This is a genomic window from Rhodococcoides sp. S146-33, assembly GCF_059489205.1.
In genome coordinates this window covers 132,823-156,882 of the sequence record NZ_JCAJWY010000001.1, presented here as the reverse complement: position 1 = coordinate 156,882, position 24,060 = coordinate 132,823, and the positions used below count along the sequence as shown (strand labels likewise).

The 24,060-nt window shown below is 66.3% G+C and carries 16 protein-coding genes; 4 read left to right on the top strand and 12 right to left on the bottom strand.

Annotation, left to right across the window (positions count from 1 at the left end):
• Positions 1-27: 27 nt before the first annotated feature.
• Both AC5WEY_RS00710 and AC5WEY_RS00705 read right to left on the bottom strand, forming a co-directional pair.
• On the bottom strand, positions 28-1,395 hold the full coding sequence (locus AC5WEY_RS00710) for a YibE/F family protein (RefSeq protein ID WP_495644271.1): 1,368 nt from the start codon (positions 1,393-1,395) through the stop codon (positions 28-30).
• Positions 1,396-1,625: 230 nt separating this feature from the next.
• Complete coding sequence (locus AC5WEY_RS00705) at positions 1,626-2,876, bottom strand: pyridoxal phosphate-dependent aminotransferase (protein ID WP_495644270.1); 1,251 nt, start codon at positions 2,874-2,876, stop codon at positions 1,626-1,628.
• Positions 2,877-2,976: 100 nt separating this feature from the next.
• Between AC5WEY_RS00705 and AC5WEY_RS00700 the strand changes: the two genes are divergently transcribed.
• Entirely contained in the window at positions 2,977-3,681 is a 705-nt protein-coding gene (locus tag AC5WEY_RS00700) for an SOS response-associated peptidase (RefSeq protein ID WP_495644269.1), read from the top strand.
• Positions 3,682-3,684: 3 nt separating this feature from the next.
• On the opposite strand, the gene AC5WEY_RS00695 is transcribed toward AC5WEY_RS00700, so the two are convergent.
• Positions 3,685-3,912, bottom strand: a complete 228-nt coding sequence (locus AC5WEY_RS00695; RefSeq protein WP_057478919.1) for a DUF3263 domain-containing protein — start codon at positions 3,910-3,912, stop codon at positions 3,685-3,687.
• A gap of 101 nt (positions 3,913-4,013) precedes the next feature.
• Here AC5WEY_RS00695 and AC5WEY_RS00690 point away from each other — a divergent pair, with 101 nt between their 5' ends.
• Complete coding sequence (locus tag AC5WEY_RS00690) at positions 4,014-5,927, top strand: dipeptidyl-peptidase 5 (protein ID WP_495644268.1); 1,914 nt, start codon at positions 4,014-4,016, stop codon at positions 5,925-5,927.
• On the opposite strand, the gene AC5WEY_RS00685 is transcribed toward AC5WEY_RS00690, so the two are convergent.
• From AC5WEY_RS00685 to AC5WEY_RS00675, 3 genes are all read right to left on the bottom strand, one after another.
• Complete coding sequence (locus AC5WEY_RS00685; protein ID WP_156399642.1) at positions 5,920-6,189, bottom strand: hypothetical protein; 270 nt, start codon at positions 6,187-6,189, stop codon at positions 5,920-5,922. The genes AC5WEY_RS00690 and AC5WEY_RS00685 overlap by 8 nt on opposite strands.
• A 162-nt stretch (positions 6,190-6,351) precedes the next feature.
• On the bottom strand, positions 6,352-7,272 hold the full coding sequence (locus tag AC5WEY_RS00680) for a hypothetical protein (protein WP_495644267.1): 921 nt from the start codon (positions 7,270-7,272) through the stop codon (positions 6,352-6,354).
• A gap of 168 nt (positions 7,273-7,440) precedes the next feature.
• On the bottom strand, positions 7,441-10,746 hold the full coding sequence (locus tag AC5WEY_RS00675; RefSeq protein WP_495644266.1) for a (Fe-S)-binding protein: 3,306 nt from the start codon (positions 10,744-10,746) through the stop codon (positions 7,441-7,443).
• Positions 10,747-11,301: 555 nt separating this feature from the next.
• On the opposite strand from AC5WEY_RS00675, the gene AC5WEY_RS00670 reads away from it, so the two are divergent.
• A complete protein-coding gene (locus AC5WEY_RS00670; RefSeq protein ID WP_495644265.1) occupies positions 11,302-11,955 on the top strand; it encodes a DUF8020 domain-containing protein in 654 nt (217 codons plus the stop codon).
• A gap of 65 nt (positions 11,956-12,020) precedes the next feature.
• Here AC5WEY_RS00670 and AC5WEY_RS00665 read toward each other — a convergent pair whose 3' ends face one another.
• From AC5WEY_RS00665 to AC5WEY_RS00640, 6 genes are all read right to left on the bottom strand, one after another.
• On the bottom strand, positions 12,021-13,139 hold the full coding sequence (locus AC5WEY_RS00665) for a S1 family peptidase (RefSeq protein ID WP_495644264.1): 1,119 nt from the start codon (positions 13,137-13,139) through the stop codon (positions 12,021-12,023).
• 78 nt (positions 13,140-13,217) lie between these two features.
• The gene (locus AC5WEY_RS00660; protein ID WP_495644263.1) at positions 13,218-14,516 is read right to left on the bottom strand and encodes a S1 family peptidase; all 1,299 of its coding nucleotides are present in this window, start codon (positions 14,514-14,516) and stop codon (positions 13,218-13,220) included.
• A 75-nt stretch (positions 14,517-14,591) separates the two neighbouring features.
• Entirely contained in the window at positions 14,592-16,232 is a 1,641-nt protein-coding gene (locus tag AC5WEY_RS00655; RefSeq protein WP_495644262.1) for an Hsp70 family protein, read from the bottom strand.
• A complete protein-coding gene (locus AC5WEY_RS00650; protein WP_495644261.1) occupies positions 16,229-17,359 on the bottom strand; it encodes a hypothetical protein in 1,131 nt (376 codons plus the stop codon). The genes AC5WEY_RS00655 and AC5WEY_RS00650 overlap by 4 nt, the downstream gene beginning before the upstream one ends.
• A 59-nt stretch (positions 17,360-17,418) precedes the next feature.
• Positions 17,419-19,926, bottom strand: coding sequence for a helix-turn-helix transcriptional regulator (locus AC5WEY_RS00645; protein ID WP_495644260.1), 2,508 nt, complete (start codon positions 19,924-19,926; stop codon positions 17,419-17,421).
• 7 nt (positions 19,927-19,933) lie between these two features.
• Positions 19,934-21,739 (bottom strand): Hsp70 family protein, encoded by a 1,806-nt coding sequence (locus tag AC5WEY_RS00640; RefSeq protein WP_235581765.1) that lies wholly within the window; start codon positions 21,737-21,739, stop codon positions 19,934-19,936.
• A gap of 261 nt (positions 21,740-22,000) precedes the next feature.
• Here AC5WEY_RS00640 and AC5WEY_RS00635 point away from each other — a divergent pair.
• Positions 22,001-24,060, top strand: a 2,060-nt coding sequence (locus tag AC5WEY_RS00635; RefSeq protein WP_495644259.1) for an IniB N-terminal domain-containing protein, incomplete at its 3' end; no start/stop codon positions are given.

The following is a 24,060-nucleotide window of genomic DNA, read 5'->3' as shown; positions in this document are numbered from 1 at the left end:
CTTTCGTGCACGTGCGGCGCAGCCGCTCTATGCACTGTGGCGACCCGAGCCCCGCGAGCGAGTGGGCTTGGCTGCCCGTGACGGCGCGCCTTTCTTGGACGAGTCGGCCGGTCGAGACGAGGTGATCGGCCGGGCCAGCAGCACGGCGATCGCCGTGGTGAGGGGCACCGACAGGGCGAGGGCGACGCCGCCCACGGAGGATCGGACGATTTCGATCGACACGGCGTCGCCGGTCAACACGTCCTGGATCGACCGGTCGGCGACGCTGAAGAGCAGTAGGAGTGGCAGCGCGCCACCGGCGTAGGCGAGGACGAGGGTGTAGACGGTACTGGCGATGTGATCGCGGCCCACCCGCATCGCGGCGGTGAAGATCTCGCGCCGCGACGCCGTCTCGTCGACCGATGCCAACTCGAAGGCTGCCGACGCTTGAGTGATCGTCACGTCGTTGAGCACACCGAGCGAGCCGATGATGAAACCGGCCAACAGCAGACCGGTGACACTGACGTTGCCGATGTACGTCTGCACGGCGGTGTTCTGTTCCTCCGACAACCCGGTCAGGTGCGTCATCCGAATTGCGATGTACGACAGAATTGCGGCCAGGCCCATCGAGGTCAATGTGCCCAGTAGCGCCGAGCTGGTACGCAGATTCACCCCGTGCGCCAGATACAGCACGGCGTAGAGGATCACCGCGCCGGCGACGAGGGCGACCGGAATGGCGGGCGCGCCGTCGAGCAGAGCCGGCAGCATGAACACCACCAGCACCGCGAACGCGATGAGTAGGCCGACCAGCGCGCGGAATCCCCGCCAGCGAGCGACGACGCAGATGACCACGGCGAACACGCCGACGATCAACCCCAGCGGAAGCCCGCGGGAGTAGTCGTTGAACGAGTACCGAACCCCACCGGACGGGTCGGTCTGCAACACCATCCGGATGTCCTCGCCTGCGCTCAGCGTCGGTTGGCCGGGACCCGGTGCGATCTCGAGTACCGTCCGCTTGCCCGCGTCCTCGCCCGTCGTGATGTCGACGATGCTGCGCTGACATTCGTACGAGTCGTTGACCGCTGGGGTCGGGTTGCCGGTGAACGCTCGGCCGGCGTCGGGGCTTCCGCAGGGACCGATGCTCTGCGAGGTGATGGTGCCCGCCTCGGTGGACACAGCACCTCCGCCGGAGGTCTGGAACGGCAGCGGGATGTCGACGCTCTGTTTGCTCGGCCACAGCGCGAAGGCCCCGGCGATGACGGCTATGCCGATGGCGACGAGCAGTCCGATGACGACCTTGGCGGCTACCGGGCCGAGCGGCGCTGGACTGTCGCTGTGTCCGTGCCCATGTCCGTGGCCCACATGGGAGTCGAGGCCCGGCCTGGTGCCGTCGGGATGATTGCCGTGTGGTTCCACGGTGCAAGGCTAGTACGGGGCCATCTGGGTGGCCGATGCGAGGAGCTCGGTGGCGGGGAGCAGGGGGGGCGTCCCCCGCCACCACCTGACCGACCCGGGGGGGGAGGGGCCGACCAGGGCTCGCGGGCACCGAAGTGCCGTCCGCCAATCTACAGACCATTCGGCCGCAGGGCGCGCTCCCACCCGAGTTTTTTGCGTCACTTTCAACTACTCGCGCGTAACTTTTGTCGTCACTGCTTGTAGGACGCGAGAAAGTTGCCGAACCTTTCGATCGCAACGGCCAGGTCACGCGCCCAGGGCAGAGTCACGATGCGGATGTGATCGTGGCCGGGCCAGTTGAAGCCGGTGCCCTGAACGACGAGGATTTTCTCCTGCAGCAGAAGATCCTGCACCAGCTTTTCGTCGTCGTAGATCTCGTGTACTTCGGGGTCCAGTCGCGGAAACGCGTACAACGCGCCCCGAGGCTTGACGCACGAGACGCCGTGGATCGCGTTGAGTTTCTCCCACGCGACGTCGCGCTGCTCGAGCAGTCGTCCGCCGGGCAGGATCAAATCCTCGATGCTCTGATAGCCGCCGAGTGCGACCTGAATGGCATGCTGCGCAGGAACATTGGGGCACAACCGTGTCGACGCGAGAAGGTCGATGCCTTCGATGAACCCCGCTGCGTGCTTCTTCGGCCCGGTGATCGCGAGCCACCCCGCGCGGTAGCCGGCCACTCGATACGCCTTGGACAGTCCGTTGTACGTCAGGCACAACAGATCGGGAGCCAAGCTCGCCAGGGAGATGTGCTGGGCGTCGTCGTAAAGGATCCGGTCGTAGATCTCGTCGGCCAGTAGCAGCAACTGATACTTGCGGGCCAGATCGACGATGCCCTGCAGAACTTCCTTCGAGTACACCGCACCGGTCGGGTTGTTGGGGTTGATCACCAACAGCGCGACGGTCTTCGGAGTGATCTTCGACTCGATGTCGGCCAGATCGGGATTCCAGCCGTTCTCCTCGTCGCAGATGTAGTGCACGGCCTTGCCGCCCGACAGCGTCGTCATCGCCGTCCAGAGTGGGTAGTCCGGGGCTGGGATCAGCACCTCGTCACCGTCGTCGAGCAACGCCTGCATCGTCATCGTGATGAGCTCGGACACCCCGTTACCGAGGTAGATGTCGTCGACGTCGAGGACAGGGAAGCCTGGTTCGAGCTCGTAGCGCGTGACGATGGCACGTCGCGCCGACAGGATTCCCTTCGACTCCGAGTAGCCCTGGGCGACGGGCAGTGCGGCGATCATGTCTCGCACGATCACATCCGGAGCCTCGAAGCCAAACGGAGCCGGATTACCGATGTTGAGCTTGAGGATGCGGTGCCCCTCGGCTTCGAGTCGAGCGGCGTGGGCGTGTACCGGTCCGCGGATCTCGTACAGCACGTTCTGCAGCTTGGTGGACTGTTGCAACGTGCGATAACGCGGCTGAGTGTGGATCTGCGGAGTGGTCACCCGTCACATCGTGCCAGGCGAGCGGTCTCGATTTCCACGAGGTTGTTTCGCGAGAAGTTGTTTCGGCCGGGTTGTCGGTGGCGAGTGGAACAATCGGGCTATGTGCGGACGGTATGCCAGTACCCGGAGTGACAGCGACCTGCAGGCGGTGTTCGACATCGCCGAAACGGTGGGCGAGGAGGTGCCGCCGTCGTACAACGTCGCCCCGACACAGACGGTGCGGACGGTGCTCGAACGCGCCCCCAAGGACGAACCGGAGTCCGACGCGGTGCGGCAACTGCGCTCGGTTCGCTGGGGTCTGATCCCCTCCTGGGCGAAGGACGCGAAAATCGGTTCCCGGCTGATCAACGCCAGGTCGGAAACCATCACCGAGAAGCCGTCGTTCAAGAAGGCCGCGAGCCGTCGACGCTGCATCGTGCCTGCCGACGGGTACTACGAGTGGGAGAAGCGCGACGGCGCAAAGGTGCCGTACTTCCTTCATACGGAAGGCGTGCTCGCGATGGCGGGTCTGTACGAACTCTGGCGAGATCCCACCAAGGCCGAGGACGACGAGAACAGGTGGGTCTGGTCGGTCACGGTGCTGACCTCGCCTGCAGCCGACGCGCTCGGTCACATTCACGATCGCTCGCCGGTCGTTCTACCACCGGATCTCCGCGCGAGCTGGCTCGATCCGACCGTGACCGACCTGGGCGCGGTGCAGGACATCTTGGCAGCAATTCCCGAACCACGTCTGGAGCCCTACGAGGTGAGTACGGCAGTGAACAGCGTCAAGAACAACAGCCCGGAGCTGTTGACGCCGGTGTAGTGATCAGGTGAGTCTCGCCCGGCAGATCTCGAGAATTGCGGACCGCTCGTCGGGGGACAGCTCCTCGGCCACCGGCGAGTCGAGAATACGACGCAAGCGCTCGAAGTAGGTACGTGCGTCGACGCCGAATGCGACGTAGATGTCCTCGTCGCTGCCGCCGCCGTAGCCCTGCCAGGTTCGGCCGAACGTCAGAATTTCGTGGTCCACCGATTGGGTAGTGGTCCGGCGCATGGTGTTCCCCCTACTGGTACTTGTGTTCCATCATCCGGGTCACTGTTGAAGGGCCGGTGAACACCGCGTTACAGCCACGTCAGTTCACTAGGGTGGAGATCGTGACTGCACTCGCCTTCGGATCCTGGCCTTCGCCCATCACCGCAGCGGACCTCTCGTCCGCGGGCCATCCCGTCGAGGGCGGTCGCTACGTGGGAGGCGAAATCTGGTGGTCGGAATTGAGACCGGCCGAACAGGGCCGGACGGCTGTCTGCCGCTACGTCGACGGAGAAGTGCAGCCGATTCTGCCCGCACCGTTCAACGCCCGCACCCGAGTCCACGAATACGGCGGAGGGGCTTGGACCGCGACAGCGGACGGCGACCTGGTGTTCGCCGAGTTCTCCGATCAACGCGTCTATCGACTCACCCCGGGAGGCGCACCTGTGCCGCTCACTCCGAAACCGGCTGTGGCGTCGAGCATCCGGTACGCCGAACTTTCGGTAGTCGGTAAGGACGTCATCGCAGTCCGCGAGATGCACGACGCCGGAGCGGTATCGAGAGACATCGTGGCGATCGACCTGAGCGGTGGCGGGGTGCGCTCGTTGGTGGCGGGATCGGACTTTCTCGCGTTCCCGCGCGTGTCGCCAGACGGCACCCGCATCGCCTGGATCGCATGGAATCACCCGCAAATGCCCTGGGATGGAACGGAATTGCGTGTGGCGTCGCTGTCCGACCCCACGTCCTGGACGGTCCTGCTGGGTTCGACCGAGGAATCGGTGATGCAGCCGGAGTGGATCGACGACCGGTCGCTGTACGTCATCAGCGACCGAAGTGGTTGGTGGAACCTGTATTCGGCGACGCTCGATGGAGCGCTCTCACCTCTGCTGACCCTCGATGCCGATTTCGGTGCTCCACTGTGGCGACTCGGATCCAGTTGGTACGAGGTGCTCGACGACGGAAAGCTGCTGACCGTGCGGACCATCGGTACCGATACGTTGGCAGTGCTCGACCCTGCGTCCGGGACACTGGACGACATCGCGCTCGACGGTGTGACGTCGGTAGGTCTCGGTGGGCACCGCGGATCGACAGTGTTGATCAAGGGCGGTGGGGCACAGGTGGCGGGTGGAATGTTCGCACTCGATCTCGTAACTCGTGAACTCACCCCTGTCCGTTCGGGTTTCGAGTCCGTGCCTGACGCTGCGTATTTGCCGGAGGGGCGTCAGGTGACGTTCCACGGACCTGATCGTGAGGTGCACGCCATCGCGTATGCGCCGCGTAACCCGTCCTACGAGGGGCTCGATGGCGAACTCCCCCCGTACGTCGCGTTCGTCCACGGCGGTCCGACGGCGCACGTGGCACCCGCGCTGAACCCGCTGTTCGCGCACTTCACCAGCCGCGGCATCGGCGTCGTCGACGTGAACTACGGCGGGTCGAGCGGGTACGGTCGCGAGTACCGTAATCGCCTGCGCGGGCAGTGGGGCGTTGTCGATGTGGAAGACACCATTGCCGCCGTGCAGGGTCTCGCCGACAGCGGTCTTGCCGACCCGCGGAGGTTGGCCATCGAAGGTGGCTCCGCAGGTGGGTGGACAGTGCTGGCAGCGCTGACGTCGTCGGATGTATTCGCCTGTGGGGCTTCCTACTTCGGTGTCGCTGAGCTCGAGCTGTTCGTCGCCGAGACCCACGACTTCGAATCCCGTTACATCGACGGGCTCATCGGACCCTTGCCCGAGGCCATCGACCTGTACCGCACCCGTGCACCGGTCAACAATGTCGACGGACTGTCCTGCCCGGTGCTGTTGCTGCAAGGATTGGACGACCCGATCGTACCGCCGTCACAGGCCGAAAGATTCCGAGATGCCATGGTGGAGAAGGGGATACCCCACGCTTACCTCGCCTACGCAGGTGAATCGCATGGGTTCCGCAAACTCGAAACTCAGGTGAACGCGCGAGAGTCCGAACTGTCCTTCTACGGCCAGGTCATGGGATTCACGCCGCCCGGAATCCCCGAGCTGGAGCTGTGGCGTCCCGCTAGCTGAGAGGTGGGTGTGCGCGCTTCGCCTCGAGAAATTCGAGCAGCGCGCTGGGGATGGCGCAGTACTTGCTGTTGCCTTCGGACAACTTGCTGCCTGCCTCGAACGCGGCCTTCGACGGGCCGTCGTGTTCGCGGATGAGGGTACACAGGCGCTCGTCGGTCCGGCCGGACTCGCAACACTTCTCGACATGCGCTCGGTCGTCGGGGGTCAAAGCCGACCACCACTCGTCGTAGCGTCGCCAGAGCTTGTCCGCGTCGTCGGTCATGCCTGCTCCTACTCGTCGGGTACGCCGTGCGATTCCGACCATACTCACGATGCCCGATTCGTCCACGTCGCGGGGGTGTGGCAAGGAAGCTCACACCCTTTTTGCAGACTGCGCGCCCCTGCTCTGACGCGAGCGGGCACGCGCAGTCGGTAGAAGGGGCGCTCACTTACGCTGTCGGGCGCGTTCGGCAGCCTCGCGGATCATCCGATAGACCAGTTCGGGACTGTCGAGGTCCGCCCAGGCGATTCGTACAACCTGGCGTCCGGTCCCACGAATGCGATCCTCGCGACGCTTTTCCTCCCACACCACGTCCGCCGCAGACTGTCCCTCCGGCACGTAGCGTCCGTACTTCACCTTACCGTCGAATTCGAGGACGGTCTCGATGTCCGGCAGATCGAAATCCACGCGCCCGACGAATCCGCGGGCATCTGTGATCGTCACCTGCAGATGTGGGGTGTACCCCAGGTTGTGCAGCAACACCCGGGTGCGGGATTCTCCGACACTCTCGGACCTGCCGTCCATGAACTTCGCGACGGTGTGGGCCTTTCGGTTTCCCGGGTGGTTCGGGCACGAATTCAGTGCTGTGACAACCTGTTCGACGGTGATGCCTCGGGTTCGCGCGGCTACGTCTGCAATACAGACGGCCGTCTCGAAGGGGAGTGTGCGAGCGCAATCGGCGATGGTTCGTGCCAAAGCCGTCACCCGCACACCATCGATGTCGACGACGTCAGCGTCGGAGTAGGGAGACGTGTGCAGTCTCCGGAGGCCACTGCTGCGCCCACCGCCACGGGCACGATTGCGGGTGATGTGTACTCGGCTCAGATCGGCATTCCACACATCGAGACCGTGGAAGACGGCTGCGCTCACATGACTGACAACAGCGTCGGGTGCCGTGGCCGCGTCGAACACAGCCTCGGCGATGACGCGGTGCTTCTCTTCCGCGGTGAGCGAGTCGAATTGCGACCGGCTGACGAACCGCCCGGGTCGCAGTCGACGCCACGCTCGCGTTCGGCAGTAGCGCTGCAATTCGGCATCCGAGGTACCACGGGAGAGAGCGTCGGATCGCGAGACGATGCGGTTCATGGAGGAATGCTCTCCAGCGCAGTCGCTTTGGACAAGCCCCGTGTGCCGGATTGTGGATAACTCGTCGCCTGTGGATAACCCGAGGCGGGACCTCACACCCCTGTTGACGACTGCGCGCCCCTGCTCTGAAGTGAACAGGGGCGCGCCGTCGGTAAAAAGGGTGTGAGGTTACTTCCGGCGACCCGGAACCTTGGCTCCCGGAGCGAATCCGAGTCCACCGGCCTTCGGCTTGGGCGGAGTCCGATCATCCGAACCGTTGGACGTCGCATCGGCCGCAGTGTCCGACGCTTCCGCCTTCGGTGCCTCCGCTTCCGTGACCTCTGCTTCCGTCACCTCGGTCGCTGGTGCTTCCGTCACTGGTGCTTCGGCCTTCGGTACCTCGGCTTCCGTTGTCGGCTCGGCCGTCTCGGGCTCTGCCTTCTCCGGCGCGGCAGGTGCAGCCGCACCTGGTGTCCGCGCGCCTGGCTTCTTGAATCCGGACTTCACGGCCAGACCCTTGGGCTGGACGGTCGGCTTGGATTCTGCGGCAGCGGGTGCCTCCGCGGTCGAAGCCTCGGCAGCGGGTGCTTCGCTGGCAGGTGCCTCCGAAGCAGGTGCCTCGGCAGCCGGAGCTGCTGCAGTAGGGGCACTCGCAGTCTTCGCTCCCGGCTTCTTGAATCCGGACTTCACGGCCAGGCCCTTCGGCTGGACGGTCGGCTTGGATTCGCTTGCCGCAGCACTTGATTCCGAAGATTCGCCGACAGCCACCGGAGCAGCAGTCGGGGCAGCGTCGGCGGGCTTACCCGGTGCCTTGGCTCCCGGCTTCTTGAAGCCCGACTTCACGGCCAGACCCTTGGGCTTGACGGACGGAGTCGATTCCGAGGCCTCGGCGGTCTCGGCAGACGGAGCTTCAGCGGGAGCGTCGGCAGGCGCAGGGGCAGCTGCCTTCGCGCCGGGAGCCTTGCCCTTCATCTGCAGACCCTTGCCGCCGGGTGCCTTGCCTCCGGCCATGCCGAGACCCTTGGGCTTCGGTGCTGCCTCGGCTTCGGCAGTGTCGGCCGTGTCGGTGGCTCCAGCCGAACCCGGTGCCTTCGCGCCCGGTGCCTTGGCCAGACCCTTCATCTTCAGTCCGCCGCCGGCCTTCGGAGCGGGAGCTGCGGGAGCGGTCTTCGCCTCGGCAGGCTCCTCGACGGGTGCGATGCGCTCGGCCTCTTCGACCTCCATCGCCTTCTCGGTCTCGAGCTCCTCCTCCGCTGTCCGCTCGCGGGGGATGACCTTGATGTTCTCGGCCAGTACCGAGGACTCGACGCGGGTGATCGACTCGAGCATCAGCTGCGCGACGTCGACGACCTCGACACCCTCGTGCGCGCCGCCTTCCTGCCGTGCGGTGACACCGTCGGTGAGCATTACGCGGCAGAACGGGCAGCCCGTGGCGATCTTCTTCGGGTTGGTCGCGAGCGCCTCGTCGACCCGGTCGATGTTGATGCGCTTGCCGATGTTCTCTTCCATCCACATGCGAGCGCCACCGGCACCACAGCACATGGACCGCTCACCGTGACGCGGCATCTCCTTGAGGTTGGAGCCCGACGCAGCCATGAGCTCACGCGGAGCGTCGTACACCTTGTTGTGACGGCCGAGGTAGCACGGATCGTGGTACGTGATGTCCTGGCTGACCGAGGCCACCGGAATAAGCTTCTTCTGCCGCACGAGGCGGTTGAGCAGCTGCGTGTGGTGGACCACGTCGTAGTCGCCGCCGACCTGCGGGTACTCGTTACCGAGGGCGTTGAAGCAGTGCGCACAGGTGACGACGATCTTGCGCTTCTTCTGCTCCACGCCGTCGAACACGTTGTTGATCGTTTCGATGTTCTGCATCGCGAGCTGCTGGAACAGGAACTCGTTGCCCGCGCGGCGAGCGGAGTCGCCGGTGCAGGTCTCGTCGGCACCGAGCACCATGAACTTCACGCCTGCAGTGGCGAGCAGCTCGGCGACGGCCTTGGTGGTCTTCTTGGCGCGGTCCTCGTAGGCACCGGCGCAGCCGACCCAGAAGAGGTACTCGTAGTCCTGGAACGAATCGGCGTCCTTGCCGAAGACCGGGATGTCGAAGTCCATCTCGTTGATCCAGTTGAGCCGGTCCTTGGAGTTCTGGCCCCACGGGTTGCCCTTGTTCTCCAGGTTCTTGAACAGACCTGCGAGCTCGGACGGGAACTCGGACTCGATCAGCACCTGGTAACGACGCATATCGATGATGTGGTCGACGTGCTCGATGTCCACCGGGCACTGCTCGACGCAGGCACCACAGGTGGTGCAGCTCCACAGCACCTCGGGATCGATGATGCCGCCTTCGATGGCGTCGGCGACGAGCTTGCGATCGGCCTCGTCTCGAGCGGCCTGCGGAATGGCGTCGAGCGCCTTCTGGTCGACGTTGCCTTCTGCATCGACGAGTCCGACCTCGTCGCCGGCCATGTCCTTCTTGCCGCCGGCCAGCAGGTACGGGGCCTTGGCGTGGCTGTGGTCGCGCAGCGACATGATCAGCAGCTTGGGGGAGAGGGGCTTGCCGGTGTTCCAGGCGGGGCACTGCGACTGGCAGCGGCCGCACTCGGTGCACGTGGTGAAGTCGAGCCAGCCCTTCCAGCTGAAGTCCTCGATCTTGCCTGCGCCGAACGCGTCGACGTCGGGGTCGGCCTCTTCCATCTCGAGGACCTTGCCGCCGGACATCATCGGCTTGGCCGGTCCGAGGGCGACGGTGCCGTCGTCCATGCGCTTGAAGTAGATGTTGGGGAAGGCCGTGAAGCGGTGCCATGCGACGCCCCAGTTGATGCGGGTGCCCACGATGTAGAGCCAGATCATGCCGGACATCAACTTGATCAGAGCGAAGATCGAGACCATGTTGGAGTTGGCGGGCAGCAGCTCGGCGAGGCGCATCGTGAAGAAGTCGGTGTACGGGTTCGCGTCTCCGTAGGTGGCGATCTTGCCCGCCTTGACGAACACCATGCCCAGGCCCTCGATGAGCACGACGGCCTCGACGAAGTAGGCGGCCTTGAACCCGGAGCCGGCGAAGCGCGACTGGCGCTCGGGCTTACGCGGGTGGTTGAGCTGGCGAATGACGATCAGCGTGACGATGCCGATGACGGTGCCGAGCCCGAGAATTTCGTCCATCAGGTGGTAGACGGCGGTGTCGCCGACGATGGGCCAGTGGAACTCGGGGTTGAACGTCTGGCCGTAGGCCTCGAACCAGAACACCGATCCGACCATGAAACCGATCATGACGAGCCAGTGCGCCCAGCCGACGGTGCGGAACTTGACCATCTTGGTGTGGGCCGCGAACTCGATCACCATCTGCTTGAAGCGTGGGACGATCGGTCGCCAACGGTCGGGTGCCGGCTGACCCAGCCGCACGATGTTGAACATGCGCAGGGCCCCACGAATGAAGGCGTACCAACACACGAGGCTGAGCAGAGCACCGACTGTGCCCAACGTGATCGTCAGGGCGTTCATGTCGCGGCCTTTCGCTGTGGGGTGATAGCTGGGAAAGCTACCGCTGGTTCAAGCCCGTCGAACTGTATGCCACCCGATGTTACTCGCCGGTAGCTAACCAACTGTACTGACGGGTAACTTAGCATCGTTCTGTCAGCCGACGCTGGTGGGCGCCGAAATGAGGTCATTCGACGGGTGGGCTGAACTCGTCGGTAGGTTGTCTCGTGGATCACGTTAGGCGTATGGCCTGCGAGGCGAGTCGAGAAGGCAGTCCTTACTTGTCCTCTGCACTATCGAATGCGCCGCAGTAGTGGGCCCGACAGTCGACCGTTCGGATTACATTTTCGCCGCATGGTGACGTACTGCAACTCTGTGTGCTGCAGAAACTCAATATGTTTGTGACAGTTGATAACTGATAGGCGTCGGGACAGTTGCAAAAGGACAACGAACGGTCCGGTTTGTGCGCTACACTTCGGGCGCATCGAACGTCGCAAAAGGGTCATCGGGGTGGCTTTGAGCTCGAGCGGACCTGGTCCCGCAGAGCGTGCACATCACAGAAACGGAACAGAACTCCACATGAAACTCAGCAAACTGGTCGTTACCTCGGCCCTCGTAGCAGCAGCTATGGGTCTGGCCAGCGGAACTGCGTACGCGCAACCCGAGTCCAGCACGACCCCGGATACGAACTACTCCGTGGAACTCGAAGACCGCACCATCGTCACCACCATCGATGCGGGCGTCTTCAAGGTTGCCGACGACGGCAAGACGGTCGACGTCCTCGACGCCGCCGACAAGACCCTCGTCACCCTCCCGCTCTCGTTCAACCTGGGCGGACTGAACTTCCCGTACGAGCAGAACGTCGACGACAACGGCAAGACCCTGCGCCTGATCCCGAACCTCGACTTCACGAAGGCGTCGGCGAACTCGCGCAGCATCGGTGCCACGACTGTCGCATCGCCCGAGGAAAACCTCAAAGCGCAGCAGAACTTCTCCTCGCAGCTGGGTATCGCGACCGCCATCGGCGGCTTCACCGGAACCGCGATAGGCGCGTTGGTCGGCGGACTCGGCTTCTTGGGAGGACCCGTCGGTCTGGCGTCCGTCCCGCTGGGCGCAACCGTCGGGGGAATCGCAGGCACCATCATCGCCGGCGGACCGACTCTCGTTGTTGCAGGCATCGACCTGATCAATACGCTGAATGCGGCACCCGGAACCACTGTCTGGGCCAAGTAAGCAACGTCCCACATAAAAACCCGCACCCTCGTCGAGGGTGCGGGTTTTTTGTGCGCTGTGTGTGGCTACGACGTACGGACCGTCAGTCCGGGGTTCTCGGCCAACACGTCGTTGATGGGGGTGGCGAACAGTTCGGGTCGTTGGCCCTGCAGCATGCTGAACACCATCGCGATTTCGCAGGACGGTTGATCACCCACATTCGAGGCACTGGCGATGCCGACGGCGAGGGTGCCGCTGACGATCGGGCCGCCGCTGTCGCCGCGGAGAGCGCAGATGGATGTAGAGAAGCTTCGGTCCATGACGGCTGCACCCATGGCGACGTTCCGGCCCGTGGACAAGATTGTGCCGCAACTGAATCCGGTTCTGGAACCGGATTTGCAGACCGGTGCACCCACGATGGGATCCACCGTTCCGGTGACGTGCAGCGGTCCCGATCCGGGCACTCTCACCGCATTGCTCTCGAATTCCCCGACGTTGGCGTCGTCGATCTCGATCAGGGCGTAATCGTTGTGCGACTGGCTGGTTCGGTAGAAGGAGCCGAACTTCGACCCGACGAGACTCCCGTACATCGGGTAGGCGCCGGTCGACCCTGCGGAACCGGTGGCGGCCGGATCGCAGTGTCCCGCAGTGATGTTGACCGGTCCGTGGGTGGGATCGACGGCGTTGAATCCGAGAGAGCAACGCAAACCGAGACCGGCCGGAGTGCCCGCGAGGAAGCTGTCTCCGCCCAGATAGGAACTGGCCCGAATGGGACCGGCCGTGGGCGCGACATCGAAGGGGAGCAGCTCCACCAGCGGGTCGACGGCGTCGCGCACTGCCTGTGGAATCTCGATTCCGGAGGCGACCGTTGCGAAGCCGCTGGCCGACGCGGCGTCGGCCACCTCGGTATAGGCGTGTCCGTCTGCTACCGCGACGACGGGCCGACCGTCCGTATCGAGCCAGGTACCCGTGATCGCCTCGGAACCGACAGCGGCAGTGAACTCCGCTAAACGTCTTGCCGCGTCGGCCCGTTCGAGAAACTGGTGCGGATCGAGCCCGAGATCGCGGGCGACGGCGTCGACCAAGTCGGGCGGCAGCACCGGATCGGTACCCGCTGCGGGCGCGGCAGTGGCAACGGGCGCGAACACCGCCATCGCAATCACGCATGACACGGCAATCGACAACCCCAGCCCACGGCGACGCATGAAACCCCTCCCCCGAGGCATCAACGATGTGATGCCGTTCACTGACTATAGGGGGTGCGCAGGCGTCGACCTACCGGCTCATTCGGTTCGCAGAGTCGCTCCGGTTGCGCCGATGACCTGATCGATGGGAATGCCGAGACTCGCAGTGCCCCCGTACTGGGCCAATGCCAGATTTGCCTCGTTGCAGTCGGGTGCGCCACCACTGTTGGATCCGCTGGTGATGCCGAGCGCGAGTGTTCCGGTCACGATGGCACCGCCGCTGTCGCCGGCCAGAGTGCACGCGGTGCTGGCGAATCCACGGACCGTGCGGGAGGTGCCGTCCTCCATGTAGAGCTGTGTCTCGACGCGGTCGGCGGCAACGACGCCACACGTGAACGACGAGGACTGACCCGACTTGCAGACCGGCGCTCCGATCACGGGTGCTGCGGTTCCGGTGATCGTGACGGTGCTGCCGTTGGCTCCGCGGACGGTGGGACGGTCGAGGCCGGACGAAATACCGCTGTCGTTCAGGTCGATCACCGACCAGTCGAGGCCGTCCTGCGCGCCCAGGCTCGACCGATCGAACGAGCCGATCTGCGTGCTGCGCTTGATGTCCGACGGATCGGGAAGGTAGACCGGTGCGCCGCCGGCTCCGGTGGCCTTGTTCGGATTGCAATGTCCAGCAGTCAAATTGACGGCGTCGCCGAAGGAGTCGATTGCGTTGAACCCGAAGGAACAGATGCTGATGTCGGTGGTCGGGGCGTCGGCGATGGGCCCGGTGCTGGTGACGTAGGTGTCGCCGCCCATGGGAGCCGGGTCGACCGGCTTGTTTCCACCGGGGGAGAGGATGACCTTGATGTTGGCCAGCAACGTCGGCAGGTTGAGTGCGCTACCGATCGGACTGTTCACCAGGTCGATGACCACCTGGTTGTCGATGAAGTCGATCGCCGTTCCGTTGATCTGCTCGGAGATCTCGCGGGGGAGGCCGGCGATCCATCCGTTGAGATCGGCCAGAGACTTCTCGAGCCCGTCCGCCGACACCGGCGACTGAGCTGTGGCGTATCCGTCCTTGGCCACTGCCTGTGCTGCGGCAGGGGAGGTGACTGCGACGACGGCGTTGCCGTCGGGTCCGATCCATGCGCCGGCGAAATCAGCGGGGCGGCTGGCACGGAAGTCCGATGCGTAGGCGGACAACTCCTGCGCACGAGCGGCCCGATCGAGATACTCCTGCGGAGAGATCTTCAGATCGCGCTGCACAGCCTCGACGAGCTCTGCGGGAAGCCGATCGGCTGGAGATTGGACAACGGGCTCGGCGGCCGCTGTTCCGGAGAACGAAGCGAACAGAACGAAAGCCGTCGAGCACAGCACTGCAGTACGCAGAGCCCCGGTGTTACGCATGAAATCCCTTCATCGGGTGCTTGGTATCAGCGCCCCACCCTAGGGCATGAGCCGCTGAACCAGGGTTTGCGCAGGTCAGGGGGTAGCAGTGTCGGAAGATGTCGGTGTTGTTGCAGACGTAGTAGTAGGTGGCGTTGTGGTCGTCGCGGCCGGAGTGGTCGTCACCGGGGTCGTCGTCGGCACCGGGACGGTGGTGGTGACCACGGGCGGGGGCGTCGGGATCGGTGCGGGTGGCGGCGCAGGCAGCGGCGCGGGTTGGGGCGGGATGTACGGCTCGTACGTCGGTTCGTCGACCACCTCCGGCGCGACGACGGCCGCAGCGGGAGTGGTGGTTGTGGTCGGCGGCGTGCGGGTCGAGGTGACGACCGGCGAGCCTGCGTCGGTGACGGCCGGGGGCGTCGGAGCGGGCGAATTGCTGAACACGCCACTGATCGCGGCGATCGCCAGCACGATCACCACGCCCGCCGCGGCACCGGCAATGATCGTGGTGATGGTGCGCGAGCGTTCGCTGCGTTCCTTCGTCGCATCCGTCGACGCGAGCACGGGGGCCACGGCCGGTGCGGCACCGGTGTTCGACGTGTTCTCCTCGGCCGGTTCGACCGGATGGGACCGAAACTCCGAGGGCTCGAACATCGGAGCCACCGCTGGGATGGCCTCGGAGAAGGCAAGGGACTTCTCTTGTGGCACAACAGGAATGGCGTCGGTATCGAGCGAATCGGTGCCGTCGTTACGGGTGACGATCGGCGCGGCGCCGGTGACCAGGGAGTTGCCGTCGACATCGTTTACCTCGGCGAGCAGCAGTGCGCCTCGGGGTGCTGCCAGTGGCTCGACCACTAGATCACCCGAAGTCCGTTCGGCAATCTCGGCGGCCACCGACTCCAGTTCGGCGCTGCCGCCGGTGAGCACCACGGTGCCGGTCTGCGGCACGTCGAGCGTGCGTACCGACGGCGCGACCAGGTCGGCGAACTCGGCTCGCGTCACGGTCGTGGTCTGCGACAGCCCCGGCAGATCGACGGAGATGGTGGCGTTCTCGTCCGTGCTGAGTGCGTGTTTGGCTGCCTCGCAGGACGCGACGACGCCGGCGAGAGCGGCCAGGACTGCGGCGTCGGACAGATCGATGTGGTCTCGATCGGTCACCACGTGATCGAACAGCGCATCGGTGAATACGTCTCCGCTGACGGCGGTGGTGCGAACCGTTCCGCCGCCGGGATACGTCGAGATGTCGGTGCCGGTAGCGCCGATGTCGATCACCGTGGCGGCCGTGCCGGGGTGGCGCTGCGCGAAGGTGCTGGCGGCTTTTGCGTCGGGCACCAGGGCGACTGCGGTCAGGCCGGCGTGATCGAGGGCATCGCGCAGCAGTGCAACGCTCTCGCGCGGCCATCGCGTCGGGTACGTCATGGTCGTGACGGGTGCGTCGGCCGACTCGGTTGCCGAGGACATCATGGTGACCAGGCAGTTGGCCGCGTTCGCCATCAGATCCTCGGCGCGGTACGCGGCGGCGTCGGGTTCGAGGTCCTCCTGCTGACCGACCAGGTCCACGAACCGGGTGAAGGGGGCTGTGTCGGCGGGTTCGCCGAGATGAGCTCGGCCGTCGTCGTCGAATCTCAGGGTCGTCGGGACTACGACGACCGTCGGTTCGTCGTCGGTGCGGACGCGGTGGACTGCCACCGACCGGGTGTTACCGACGGTGATTCCGAGATGGCCCGCACCGCTCATGGAGTTCCCTCTGTCGTTGCGTCGCGTGCCTGCTCGGTGTCGGACTGCGGGTCGGTCGTGTCCGGGTCGGTCGTCTCGCCGGTGTCCTCGGTGTCTTCGTCGGCCGGGACCACTGGTTCGGGGTCGACCGGATCGACGGTCTCACGCGGGTCCTCGCGGTCGCGGATGTCGGGTGTCTCTACGGCGGGACGGGTGTCGATCTCGGTCGGGTCCGCGTTGCGTCGTGGGTTCTCGGAGGTCTCGGGGGTCTCGGCCGGGGTCGATTCTTCGGTCGTTTCCAGCGGAAGAGGTTGGACCGGCGCGATCTCGGCGGCCGGTTCGACGACGACGGTGGGGAACTGGATCGGGCCGCCGGCACCGGTCCCGGAGGACGTTGTCGGCGGAATCAGCTGCGCGTTGCCGATGGTGGGCACCGTCGTGTCGGAAGAGGTACCCAGTTGCAGCGCGATCAGGGACGCGCCGACGATCAACGCAGAGGCGAACGCCGCCGCCGCGAACAGCGGGCGACGGTCGGAACGGGTGGGGGTCAGTACCGCTATTCGCTCGGTGACCGCGTCGACGGGGAATTCCGACGCCATAAGTGCAGCACCACGCGCCGCGGCGACGGCCGTGTCCTTGCTTTGAAGGGTCGCTCGCACCGATGCGTTCCACGCTGCCAGCGCTTCCGCTTCGGCTACCAGCGACACGTGCGCGAGACCGTGCGCATTCATCGCCGAACGCAACGCGAATAACTGATCGGCCGTCCAGCGTGCCGGGTAGGTGGCGGCCGCGGCGAGGTCGCCTGGTTGCAGATCGATCGACGACGCCACCTCGGTGAGCAGGCACAACAGCGCCATCGACGTCAGCTGCTCGGCCGGAAACACGGTGCCCTTGCTGCCGGTGACGCCGACGCCGTCGGCGAGAGAGTCGAGGAAGTGGGTGTACGCCTCCGACTTCTCGCCGGGTGTGTCACCGAGCGAGACGGTGCCGTCGGGATGGGTGTTGAGCACGGTCGAGTGCAGCGACGCCAGGTGCAGTGACGGGCCGGGCGCAATGGGATGCGACACCGCAGCCACGGCGCGTTCGTCGTCCAGATAGAGGCCGACGTCCGGCGTGCCGATCCTCACACTGCCGGGCTGCTCGGTCATGGGGATGCTGCCTGTTCTGATCGGTTACCGATGGTCGGTCGTTATGTCGCTTCCGGCCCTCACACAGTTACATTGCTGCTCGATGTGCTGGTGGAGCCTCCGTATCCCATGGCGCGCAGCATCGAGATGAGCTCCGAGCGAGACTCGGCCCCGAGCCGGCGCCGTATGCGAGCCACATGATGTTCGACGGTCTTCGGGGAGATATAGAGGCGGCTGCCCACCTCGCGGTACGTGACTCCGAGTACGAGCAGCTCGGCGACCTCGGCCTCGCGTTCGCTCAGCGATCCGGTCGGGGTGGGCGTGGTTCCGGAACTCTCGCGGCGGTGCGCGGTGGGCGGCTGCGACCCGGATTGGCGCAGCGACCTGGCGATGTGCAGCAGTGCGGTGGCGGTCGCGGTATCGGTGACGGTCAGCGCGGCCTCGCTCGCCAATCGGGCTCCATCCCAGGGCAGCCCGAACGCGGTCAGCGTCCGTGCCGAGTTCTCCACGTCGGCCGGATCGGGCCTGCCCTGCAACACCCCGAGCCAGGCGCGGCCGGCGGCGGCGAGGGCGGCGCTGTACGGGTGGGTGGGGGCGGCAGCCGCGAGGGCCTTGGCGTGTGGCACCAGCGCGTCGGGAGTCTGGGCCACGATGGCCGCTTGGACCTGGTACCAGTTCAGCGCAGACGCCCAGACGGGCGGATCCCCGAGCGCTGCGAGCAGATCGGCGGCATGCGCGACGAGGTGTTCGACGCGGTCGACCTGGCCGAGTCGGGCTGCAGCCAAGAGCAATTCGCCCAGAGGGAGCAGCGCGAACAGATCTGCCGAGTATTCGGCGATGACGTTCTGGGCGCCGGTCCATGCGGTCATCAACGACCCTGCGTCACCCGACCTGCGAGCCAGGCCCACCCGGATCGCGTGCAGGAAGAGCTGATTGCGCATGTGCGACAACGGTATCCGGAGGCTATCCAGCGCAGCGCTCGCCTCGGCGGCATCGCCCCGCAGCATCGACGCCCATGCCCCGAGGAGGATCAGCCGAGTGTGCGCCTCGGATCCGGGACGCTGTTCGGGTAGGGCTCGGGCCAGAATGGAATCGACGCGAGCGAGGTCGCCGCAGTGCACGGCGTGCAGGGCTGCGACGGCCGCGGCGGTGTCGGTGGCATACGAACGATCGGATACGTTGCCGGTCAACGACAGTGCGCGCATCAGCGAGTGCGCGGCACCGCTCGAGGCGGCTGCGCTGCGGGAGTCGATCGACCCGAGGACGCCGGCCACCAGCAAGGTGCCGGATGCTGTGCTCGACGTCGGCGCAAGTGTGGACACCGCTTTCATGGACCGGTCCGCAGCATCACGATCGCCGGCTCCGGCAGCGGACAGAGCGGCCCACACCCCATCGGGCCCGAGTCGATTCTCGCCGAGCCATCCGAACAGTTGCGCACTGCGGGAGAGCATTCCGCGCTGCGCGGCAATCGCGGCCGAGACCCGCACCGCGGTCCGCAGATCCGCGGAATCACAGACGGCGGCGCTGTCGAGTACCACATCGGCGTAGCGTCCAGCCTCGTCCAGGTCGCCGGTGGCGGCCGCGACCTCGGACCGGCGGGCGGCGAGCACCATCGGATCGAAACCGGCGTCGACCGCTGCATCGTACAGCGCGCCGGATGACTCGACCGGTGCCGAATCTGCTTGCTGTACAAGAAAATCGGCCAAACCGACATGGACGACGCCTCGCTGCGCCAGCGCACGCGCGGCGGTGGCGTCGAGCAGGCGGGATCGGGATGCGACGTCGGTGACGGACTGGAGCAGGACGCGGCAGCGCCGATCACCGATCAGCTCGGTCAAGGGAACCTCGGCGGCCGGAACCAACGCGCCGGTGGAGTCGAGCAGGCCGGAGCTGCAGGCGAGATCGACGACAGATTCGACCTCGTTCGCGCGCGCGATCAGTTGCGCGGCCGTCGTGGGATCCGGTGCTATGCCGAATCGAGCTGCGAGCAACAGCGCCCGAGTGTCGTCGGAGGTGTCGAGCAGCATCCGACGATGCTGTGCCGCAACGGCTTCGGTCACCGCTCGCAGGGGTGAAGGGTCGGCGAGCTCTGCGGATAGCGCGGCAAGGGCTGCGTCGACGGCAGAGAGGATTCCCCCGGTGGACTTCGCAATGGCAGTGGCCAGTGCCGCCGAGATGGGCCGTGCGGTGGCGGCAGCCCGTGCGGCGATCGACGTCTTGTCCAACGGAACCAGAGTCAGTCGACCGGAACCGGCGGACGAGATCAACTTCTCGATCCGAGAATCGAACAAGCGCGGAGCCGTGGCCACGACCAGCGTGATGTCCGACCGCGTTGCCGCCGCGGCGATCTCGTCCAACCGTTGTTCCGACAGTAGATGGGCGTCGTCGACGAGAACCGTCGAGCCGGACGGGGCATCGGCAATGCTGCCCGAATGCGGATCCACCGCCGACCCGATCGCGTCGAGAACTGCGGAGCGACCGGACCCGTTCACTCCGACCGCAACATGAAACCCCGTGGTGTCGAGGGCATCACGAACGAAACGATCGGCGCGTTCGACGCCGACGAGGGAGGGCCGGATGCTGGTCACGGTCGGCTTATCGACCGGTCAGGCCGCCGAGGGCTCCGCCGAGACCGTCGCCGACGCCACCGACCGCACCGCCCAGTCCGTCACCGACTCCGCCCACGACGCCGCCGAGGCCTTGACCCACACCTTGGCCGACATCGCCGAGAGTAGGGCCCTGGTACGTAGGTGGCTGGTAGCTGGGAACCTGTGGCACCTGCACAGCCGGTGGTTGGTAGTTGGGCACCGTCGGTGCCGCGACCGATGGGATGGTCGGCACGGTTGCTGCGCCGTTGTCGGCAGGGGCCTGCGCGGGTGCTCCCGCCGCGGGCGCACCGGCAACCGGGGCACCGGTGGCCGGATCGATCTGCGTCACGGTGCCGTCGGCGTTGACGACCGTGGTGGGAGCGCCCTCGGATCCGACTGCAGCAGCGCCGTTCTCGCCCGTAGTCGTGGTCGTCGTCGATGCGTCCGCGACAGCCGCGGTGGTTCCCGGTGTTTCGGTGCTCGAGATGTCGGCATTGGACTCGGCCGGTGCCGTGTTGTCCGAGGTCAACGCGGTACCCACCGACAGGCCTCCGCCGGCGAGAAGTGCCAGAACGACAACGGATCCGGCGACGAGGCCGGCCTTCTTGCGGCCGGACATCCCTGCGTCGGATTCCACCGCAGTGGGCGTCGGGGCCGGTCTCGGGGTGGGGCGAGGCATCGGGGCGGCGGCAGCGGTAGCCACGGACGCGGTCGGGACCGCAGCCAGGGAGGCTGCATCTTCGGCGGCGGTGGCGTCGGCGATGTCGCTTCCGAGTATCGCGGCTCCGATCGCAACGGTCAGTTCCGGACGCGGACCGGCCACCACGGGGGCGCGCAGTTCGGACGAGATGAGTTCGGCAACAAGGGGAATGGCCGAGCTGCCACCGACGAGCACCACTTGGTCGATATCGGTGACCTCGAGCCCCGCGGCGGCCACGGCGTCACGGACGACCCCGACCGACGCCAGCAGCGATGCGCGTACCAGTTCCTCGATCTCGGAGCGCACCAGGCGAACCTCGGTGTGCAGACCGGGCAGGTCCACGGTGAGCGAGGTGGACGTGTCGTAAGAGAGTTGTTCTTTGGCCTGGCCGCACCGTGCTCGCAGTTCCACCAGCGCACCGACGGTGTCGGGGTCGAACGGATCGAACTCGAACGATTGACTTCCCGAGACGGTATCGAGGACGTATTGCATGATCGCGTGATCGAACTGCGCGCCGCCGAATTCCTGCGAGTGGACGCCGCTGCCGACGACGCCTGCGTCGGTGCCGGTCCGCATCAGGGTCACGTCGAGGGCGCTGGCACCCAGGTCGTAGATCACGGCGAGGCCGTCGGCCTGTGGTCCGCGAGTCACCTCGAGCCAGCGCATCGTGGCAACGGACTCGGGTACCAGCGTGGCGTCGGCCAGGCCGGCGCGATCCAATGCCTCGCCGAGGACCTCGGCCGTGTACGCCGTCCAGCGGGTGGGGTGGGCGACGACGACCGTGGGGGCGGAATCGGCTCCGGCGGACACCTCGGCCACGAGTGCGCGAGCGGCGGTGGCGTACAGATCCTCGGCACGGTGACTGCGGCCGTCGTCGTCGATCAATTCCACCGGGTCGCCCACTCGGTCGGCGAACCCGCTGATCAGATGGCGGCCCGATCCGTCCCACAGCTCGGCCAAGCTCGGAGCCGCGCCGGGGCGAAGATCGAGTGCCGAACGCTTGACGACGGAAGTAACGGGGTCGGTGTCGAGTGCAGCAGCCGCTGTCACCGAACCGATACGTATGCCGAGCCCTGTCCCGGTCATTCCGCAGGCTGCACTCTTGCCGTTCATAGTGATGTCGCCGCCTTCATCTCGCCTCAGCCGTCAGTAGTACTGCCGTCACCCGCACTGTCGGACCGCGTCCGTTGTTCGTTACGTCTCACAGCAGGTTAGAGCGTGAAATGAGTGAAATCCCCTAAAGCGCTCAGATCCCCTAACGAAAGCCCCCTGGCGGACCCCGGGGTATTAGGGGGATCGGCCCCGTTGGGCGGGGGCTCTCCGATGCATAGCTTTGTGATCAACCACGAACGACCACTCGTCAAGGAGACCCAGATGGCTACCAACGCCGTACTCGATTTCATTCTCGGCTTGCTGCGCGACGACCAGGCCGCGGCGGCCTACTGCGCCAACCCCGAGACCACGTTGGCCGCCGCAGGCCTCGGCGACGTGACCCACGCAGACATCGTCGCCGTAGCACCGCTGGTCGCCGAGTCGGGTCTGTTCGCCGGAGCGGGCAGCCAGCTGTCGGCCATCTTGGGTGCAGGCGGATCGGCCGGCCTCGAGGGCGCACTTGCCGGAGGGGCGAGCCTCGGCGGCGGATTGTCTGCCGGACTCGGACTCGCTGCAGGCGCAGTTGCCGGCGGCGGACTCGCTGCAGGCGGCAGCTTGACCGGCGGAATCGATGTGACGGGTGAGATCGCGGCATCCCTGCAGGCTGCTCTCGCTGCAGCGTTGGCCGTCGGCGGTCAGATCGGTCTGGAGCTCGGCACTGCCTTCGGTGGTGCCCTCGACGCTCTGATCGGCGCGGGCGCAGGCATCGGCGGCGGACTCGGAGGCAATCTGGATCTCGATCTCGACGGTCTGCTCGGCGGAACCGTCGGTCTCGGCGCTGCCTTGACCGGACTGATCGGCGCAGGTGCAGACATCGGCGGCGAGATCAGTGGCGACATCGCCGCACAGCTGCAGGCAGCACTCGACGCTGCTATCGGCGCGACCGGTGCCGTCGACCTCGGCGCACTGGCCGACATCCAGGGCGGACTGGGCGGCGCGCTCGGCGCGATCTTCGGAGTCGGTGGAACCGTCGGAGCCGAGCTCGGCACGGCGCTCGGTGGAGTCTTCGACGCCGCCCTCGGTGCCGGAGCCGGACTGGACATCGCGGGTGACCTCGGTGCCGCTCTGACCGCCGGAATCGGCGGCGCACTCGCGGGCCTCGGGACCGTCGGTGCAGATCTCACGACCGACGTCGGTGCTGCTCTCGACGGCGCAGTCGGTGCCGGCGGCGCACTGATCGGCGACATCGCCGGTGGCATCGGCGGCAGCCTCGGCGGGCTCTTCGCCGCCGACGGTGCCATTGCCGGATCCATCGGATCCGCACTCGGAGCCGTCCTCGACGCCGGTGCGCTCGCAGACCTCGACGTCGACGGCCTGCTGGCCGCAGGAGGCAACATCGGCGCGGTCGTCGGAGGCGCACTCGGAACGGCACTCGACCTGGACACCAGCGCGATCGGCAGCCTGACGGCGGCCATCGACACCGCGGTCGACGGCGTCATCGGCGCAGGTGCAGGCATCGGCGGAGGCCTCGCAGGCGGTGTCATGGGCGGCATCGAAGGTGGAGTCACCGGAAACCTCGAAGGCATCCTCGGAGCCGCATTCGGCGTCGGCGGAGCGGCTGGAGCCCAGCTCGGCACCGCTCTCGAGACGGTGCTCGACACCGGTGCAGCACTCGACCTCGGAGCCGTACTCGGTGCCGGAACCGACCTGAGCGCGGGTCTGACCGGAGCGATCGACACCGCGGTGGCAGCAGGAGCCGATCTCACGGGAACCGTCGAGGCCGCTCTGGGTGGAGTCGGCGGAGTCGGCGCTGACCTCTCCGGTGGGCTGGCCGGTATCGGTGGACTCGCCGGCGGCGTCACGGGCGGTCTGGCCGGTATCGGTGGACTCGGTGGCGGTGTGACCGGTGGTCTGGCCGGTATCGGTGGGCTCGGTGGCGGTGTGACGGGCGGACTTGCCGGTGTCGGCGGCGCTGCCGCCGGTGTGACCGGTGGCCTCGGAGCCGTCGGAAACGTGGGTGCGGACGTCACCGGTGGGCTGGCAGCAGTCGCCGACGCCGGTGCAGGCGTCACCGGAGGTCTCTCGGGACTGGCCGACGCCGGAGCAGGACTCACCGGAGGGCTCGCCGGTCTCGGCAGCCTGGGCGGCGGGATCGCCGGGGGAGTTGCGGGCGGAGTTGCCGGCAGCGTCGATGCGGCAGCGTCGGCCGGCGCGGGTCTGGAGGGAACCGTGACCGGTGCCGTCGATACCGGACTGGATGCGGCAGCGTCGGCCGGCGCAGGTCTGCAGGGAACCGTGACCGGTGCCGTCGATACCGGACTGGATGCGGCAGCGTCGGCCGG